This is a genomic window from Clostridia bacterium (genome assembly GCA_014360065.1).
Classification (GTDB): domain Bacteria; phylum Bacillota; class DSM-521; order Neomoorellales; family JACIYF01; genus JACIYF01.
Genome location: JACIYF010000146.1, coordinates 1 through 5532, shown reverse-complemented (window position 1 = coordinate 5532; position 5532 = coordinate 1). Strand labels below are relative to the sequence as shown.

At 48.1% G+C, this 5532-nt stretch carries 9 protein-coding genes; all 9 read left to right on the top strand.

Annotated elements, in window-relative coordinates:
* Positions 1 to 342 (top strand): tyrosine-type recombinase/integrase (locus H5U02_13700; protein ID MBC7343476.1); only part of this gene is annotated, 342 nt, incomplete at its 5' end.
* 26 nt (positions 343 to 368) lie between these two features.
* Positions 369 to 1199, top strand: coding sequence for a purine-nucleoside phosphorylase (locus tag H5U02_13695; GenBank protein MBC7343475.1), 831 nt, complete (start codon positions 369 to 371; stop codon positions 1197 to 1199).
* Between the two features lie 50 nt (positions 1200 to 1249).
* Entirely contained in the window at positions 1250 to 2431 is a 1182-nt protein-coding gene (locus H5U02_13690) for a D-alanyl-D-alanine carboxypeptidase (protein MBC7343474.1), read from the top strand.
* A 143-nt stretch (positions 2432 to 2574) separates the two neighbouring features.
* The gene (locus H5U02_13685; GenBank protein ID MBC7343473.1) at positions 2575 to 2898 is read left to right on the top strand and encodes an anti-sigma factor antagonist; all 324 of its coding nucleotides are present in this window, start codon (positions 2575 to 2577) and stop codon (positions 2896 to 2898) included.
* An 80-nt stretch (positions 2899 to 2978) separates the two neighbouring features.
* A complete protein-coding gene (locus tag H5U02_13680; protein ID MBC7343472.1) occupies positions 2979 to 3425 on the top strand; it encodes an anti-sigma F factor in 447 nt (148 codons plus the stop codon).
* A 12-nt stretch (positions 3426 to 3437) separates the two neighbouring features.
* Positions 3438 to 4223: an RNA polymerase sporulation sigma factor SigF gene (gene sigF, locus H5U02_13675; GenBank protein ID MBC7343471.1), complete on the top strand. Its 786-nt coding sequence runs from the start codon at positions 3438 to 3440 to the stop codon at positions 4221 to 4223.
* A gap of 63 nt (positions 4224 to 4286) precedes the next feature.
* Complete coding sequence (locus tag H5U02_13670; GenBank protein ID MBC7343470.1) at positions 4287 to 4481, top strand: dodecin domain-containing protein; 195 nt, start codon at positions 4287 to 4289, stop codon at positions 4479 to 4481.
* Between the two features lie 150 nt (positions 4482 to 4631).
* Entirely contained in the window at positions 4632 to 4814 is a 183-nt protein-coding gene (locus H5U02_13665) for a hypothetical protein (GenBank protein ID MBC7343469.1), read from the top strand.
* Positions 4815 to 5030: 216 nt separating this feature from the next.
* A partial coding sequence (locus tag H5U02_13660) for a helix-turn-helix transcriptional regulator (GenBank protein MBC7343468.1) occupies positions 5031 to 5532 on the top strand: 502 nt, incomplete at its 3' end.

Below are 5532 nucleotides of genomic sequence, written 5' to 3'. Positions count from 1 at the left end.
GCTTTGCAAGCTTTACGCAACTACATCAATTTGGGGAGGCCAAAGTTGGCCAAGACCAAAAGCGAAGAAGCCCTGTTTATCAATCGCTTGGGTACGCGGCTGACGCGACAGGGTTGCTGGAAAGTGCTGAAGCATTATGTCCGAAAAGCGGGGATCAGAAAAACAATCACCCCCCATATGTTGAGGCATTCCTTTGCGACTCATTTACTTGAGAATGGCGCTGACCTTCGTTCCGTTCAGGAGATGCTGGGTCATGCCGATATCAGCACCACCCAAATCTATACCCACGTGTCTAAAGCTTATCTGCAGGAGGTATATGAGCGCGCGCACCCCCGCGCCTAGACTTAGGTTACAAAGGAGATTGATCGATGGCTCTACAGTTAGAAGAGACAGTAAGCTTCTTGAGGTCATTTCAACCAGTCAACGCTTCAATTGCTATAGTATTGGGTACTGGCCTGGGGGAAATAGCTACAAAAGTTATAGATAAAGTAAGTATACCATACACTCAAATACCTCACTTTCCGGTTTCGACTGTTCCCGGGCATGAAGGTAACCTTGTCATGGGTTATTTTGGGGGAAAGCCAGTTATGGTCATGCAAGGAAGGTTCCATTATTATGAGGGTTACGATTTGGCAAAAGTAACTTATCCCATTCGAGTCATGGCAAGGTTAGGAGTAAGAACTGTCATCCTAACTAACGCGGCGGGAAGTATTAATGAAAGGTTGCGGCCTGGTGATTTAATGGTTTTAGCCGATCATATCAATTTAATGGGAGTTAACCCTCTGCGAGGTATAACTACTGGTCCTCTCACTTGGCGATTTCCCGACTTAACTAATGCATACGACCCCTTTTTAAGACAATGCGCCTTACGGGTCGGTGCTGAGAAAGGCTTTTCGATCCAGGAGGGCATTTACGCAGCCCTAGCAGGGCCAAGTTATGAAACTCCTGCCGAAATCAGGTTTCTTAGATTAGCTGGTGCAGATGCGGTGGGTATGTCGACAGTTCCAGAGGTGATTGTGGCCCGCCAGGAGGGATTGAACGTCTTAGCCATTTCCTGTATTTCCAACTGGGCTAGTGGCGTTAAAGAGAGCGTGCTGGACCACGAGCAAATATTTCAAGTAGTTAAGAAGGCTCAGACAGCAATGTTGGAATTAATTGAAGGTGTCTTGGAGAAGATCCCTGAGGAAATGTATATGTAAGTTACCGTGGAAACATACTAAAGGGGAGCTAAATGTAAGGGGGTCAATCGATGGCACGGGCAAAGGCAAGGACCGTTGCCTTGGTTTTACTTGTAAGTGTGTTTTTAGGGCTCGTTAATACTAACCTTGCTTGGGCGCTCCCTAGCTCCTCGCCTACCTCAGGGCTCAAAGTTGACTGCGAAGGTGCCGTTCTCATCGATGCCCAAACTGGTCAGATTCTCTTTGCCCACAACCCGCATCGCCGGTGGCCACCGGCCAGCGTTACCAAATTAATGACCCTGGGCTTGGCCCTAGAAGCAATTCAACAGGGCAAAGCTCACTGGAACGATCCGGTTCTAACCAGCGAACAAGCAGCTGACATGGGCGGGGCTCAAGTTTATCTCGAGCCCGGAGAGCAAAGGACTTTGGAAGAAATGTTGATCGCTGTGATGGTAGGCTCAGCTAATGACGCTAGCGTGGCAGTGGCCGAGCACTTAGCTGGTTCGGAAGAAGCCTTTGTGGAGCAGATGAATCAAAAAGCTAAGCAACTGGGGCTAAAAAATACGCATTTTACCAATTGTCATGGGTTACCAGACAAAAATCATTATAGCTCCGCATACGATTTGGCTCAAATCTCCCGTTGGGTTTTGCAGTTTCCCGATACTTTGCGGTTATCTTCCCTCAAATATTACAAGTTTAGGGAAAAACCGCTTTTGGAGCTTTGGAATCTAAATAAGCTGCTGTGGTGGTACCCAGGTGCAGATGGTCTCAAAACCGGTAGTCACTCCGAAGCTGGCTTGTGCCTGGCTTCAACTGCAAAGCGGGATGAGTTAAGGCTTATAGCTGTAGTCTTGGGCGCAACCAAGCAGCGTGGCCAATTCAGTGAATCAATGAAAATGTTCAACTATGGCTTTGCCCGTTTTAGGTACAAGGGGCTTTATGCATCTGGAAGCCAAGTAGCTGAGATTCCGATAGAAAAAGGAATGCAGGATGTGGTTGCCGTGGTGCCAACTAAGCCTGTAGGCATCACAGTGGAGAAAGGCAAGGAGAAAGGTGTCGGGTTAAAGACAGTGCTGCCTGAAGCGGTAAAGGCTCCGGTCAAACAAGGCCAGAAAATAGGGGAAGCCATCATCACCTTGGAAGGCCAAGAAGCACTGAGGGTAGACTTAGTCGCTGCAGAGGCAGTCGGTGAAGCTACTTTGTGGAGGCAAATACAAAAGATGTTTACCAAGGTTATTCCTTCCCGAAAGTAGTGGGCGCTAGACTGAGTTTCCGGGGTATATGCACGAACGTAAGCATCCCAGGGGTACCGAATATCCCTGGTGTTTTTCCATTTGTCCACGAGGAATGTTCCGCAGGGTGAGATCGGGACAAGCCTTTGAAAGGGGTATATGCTTTGCGATTGGAGATTCAGTCCATAAATCCGGAGACGTTGGTTTGTTTTTTGAGCGGTGAACTTGATTTGAGCACGGTAACCAATTTTAGAAACAAAATAGACCAATTTATAAGCAATTCTAGGATTTCTAACTTGGTTCTTGATTTTAAGAACCTACGGTTTATTGATAGTTCCGGTTTAGCGGCTTTACTTGGACGCTATAAGCAGCTGGCGCAACGCGGTGGCAGGGTTGTCATTACCCACTGCCCTTCGCAAGTCAGGAAGGTACTAGAAATGTCAGGGGTAACCCAAGTAATCGAGGTTACTGACACCTGCACTTTATAACCTTATTAGGAGTCCCCCATGCCGCTGGTTAGGCAGGGTACTGCGGCGTAGTTCAGAGGGTATTTACGAAGGAGGTGCTCATGGTGGACCAGGTCTGCAATTCTATGCGATTGGAGTTCCTTAGCCAGCCGGAAAACATAGGCCTAGCCCGGATAGCCGTAGCTGCATTTGCCGCTCAAATAGATATGACTTTAGACGAGCTAGAAGAAATCAAAGTAGCGATCTCAGAAGCGGTAACCAATGCCATAGTCCATGGTTACCAAGGTCAGCCAGATGCATTAGTGAGAATTGAGGCTACTCGTTATGTTGACAGATTAGTTTTTGTAGTTCAGGACTTTGGCAAGGGTATGCCGCAGACGCACGGTCAGGACCTTGACAGTGGCCATTTAGGGTTGGGCTTTATGTTTATGAAGTCTTTTATGGACCATGTAGAGGTAGATAGTAGGGAGGGGGAGGGAACCACGGTTCGTTTGATTAAGCGGTTGAACCACGCTGGGCTGGGGATGCAGGTAGCCCAAGAAAGTTAGGCGGGTTACGCAATGGCCAAGCGATTGTACAATATGAACCTCCCTAACTATCCTTTGCTCAGCGAATCAGAGACTATAAAGCTCCTAAAGCAGGCTAAGCGGGGTAGCCAAGAAGCTAGGGAGAAGCTAGTGAACCATAACTTGAGATTAGTATTTAACCTGGTACAACGCTTTGAGGGGAGAGGTTATGACCTCGAGGACCTCTTTCAGATTGGTACCATAGGTCTTCTTAAAGCAGTAGATAGATTTGATCCCCAATATCAGGTTAAATTTTCTACTTATGCTGTCCCCATGATCATTGGGGAGATCCGTAGGTTTTTGCGGGACGATTCTCTAGTCAAGGTCAGTCGAACTGCCAAAGATATGGCCTATCGAGTAAATCGTGCTCGTGAGGAGCTATCCAAGCGCAACGGGCGCGAACCGACCGTCGGGGAAATTGCTGATCAATTAGGAGTGAAAAGAGAGGATATTGTTTCCGCCTTAGAAGCGGTAAAACATCCCGAATCAGTTCACGATACTCTATATCAGGACGAAGGTGATCCGATCTACATATTGGATCAGCTAAGGCATGACAGCTGCGAAAACCAATTGTTGGAAAATTTAGCGGTAAGGCAGGTCCTGGAGAAACTGCCACCTCGCTACAAGGAAATTATTCTATTGCGGTTTTTTTATGATAAGACCCAAGCGGAAGTGGCAAGGATTGTAGGGTTGTCTCAGGTACAAATTTCTCGCCTTGAGCGAAGGGCCCTAGAGGCACTTCGGGAATCCCTCCATCAAGAACAAGCTGGGTGCCCATAGCCGGTGCATAGGCTGGTGTAGCCTGCACATACTAACCCTGAGCAAATGAAAAGGAGGGGCAAAATGCACGTCAAAGTACTTGAGCTAGTGGGTGAATCCCCGAATAGCTGGAAGGAAGCAGTGCAAATCGCTGTACAGGAAGCAGCGCGTACCATTCCAAACATAACCGGCGTCGAGGTATATAATCTAACGGCAAATGTCCAAGGCGGTAAGGTTGCTGAATACAAAGCCAACGTTAAGATTGCATACGCAGAATAGAGAGAGAATGCCCCAAGAATGTTGTGTTTAAGAGAAGTATTACCTGCGAATAAGTGTTGAACTAGAGTGGTCTATCCGACAGTGCGGCAGGTACCGACGGTAATTCCGGCAAAGTCAAGCCAAACGGGGAGTTTAAGGGCAAGACGGTGGGTGCACCTTGACTGGCCTGACCGGGATGCCTACCGCTCCCTCCAAGAAGAGCTGCACTGGGGCAAGTTCATACGCTGCACAGGCGAAGGCATGTCGGCACGCAAGCCCGCCAAGGAGGTGGGGATCAGCGCTCCGACTGCCTTCCTTCTTTTGGGGCGCAAGGTATGGTCCACTTCTCGCTAGGCTTACCCTGCGGTGCTATCGAGGCTGACGGCGCGTACTTCCAGTACTACCTTGCTCAGTCCTGGCGGCGGCGCCGGGCAAGAGGCTGCAGAACTCGGATTAAATCCTCCATACCATGCACTTCTAGGTGCCATCCTCATTCCAATTCTGTAGACATTTATGAAGTATCACTGTAAAATAGTAAGTGAAAATGGTAACAAAGGGGGGATAAATGTGCTGGGAGAGCGACTTCGACGTTTACGGGTGAATTCATTTATGTCGGTAAAGGAACTCGCTGCCAGAGTCGGTGTATCGCCTAACTTCATTTACCAGGTGGAGAAAGGTAAGGTCTCTCCGTCGTATTCAACCTTAGAAGCTATGGCCCAAGCGCTAAACGTAAACCTCGGGGCATTACTAGATAGTGAATTGCCTGAAGAGTGGCACGTTGTACGCCAATCGGGCCGGAAAAGGCTAGTCACTGAGCAGCCAGGCTTAGAGATTGAGTTAATAAATTTTTTGGGACCACGAAATAAGCGAATGCAGCCGGTAATATTTTCGGTGGATCCTCATGCCCAGATTAGTGGCTTCATTTATGAGCATGAGCGCGAAGACCTGATCTATGTATTAGAGGGTACTTTGGAACTAAGAACCAAGAAGCACACCTATCTTTTATCCGCAGGTGATTTTGCTTATTTTATTTTCTACTCGCCGGAAACGATTTTTAACCCAGGCGATGCAG

What these genes read in the sequence shown, in the direction of transcription:
- H5U02_13695 (MBC7343475.1), top strand. Translation starts at nt 369, where the DNA reads ATGGCTCTACAGTTAGAAGAGACAGTAAGCTTCTTGAGGTCATTTCAA.
- H5U02_13690 (MBC7343474.1), top strand. Translation starts at nt 1,250, where the DNA reads ATGGCACGGGCAAAGGCAAGGACCGTTGCCTTGGTTTTACTTGTAAGT.
- H5U02_13680 (MBC7343472.1), top strand. Translation starts at nt 2,979, where the DNA reads ATGGTGGACCAGGTCTGCAATTCTATGCGATTGGAGTTCCTTAGCCAG.
- sigF (MBC7343471.1), top strand. Translation starts at nt 3,438, where the DNA reads ATGGCCAAGCGATTGTACAATATGAACCTCCCTAACTATCCTTTGCTC.
- H5U02_13670 (MBC7343470.1), top strand. Translation starts at nt 4,287, where the DNA reads ATGCACGTCAAAGTACTTGAGCTAGTGGGTGAATCCCCGAATAGCTGG.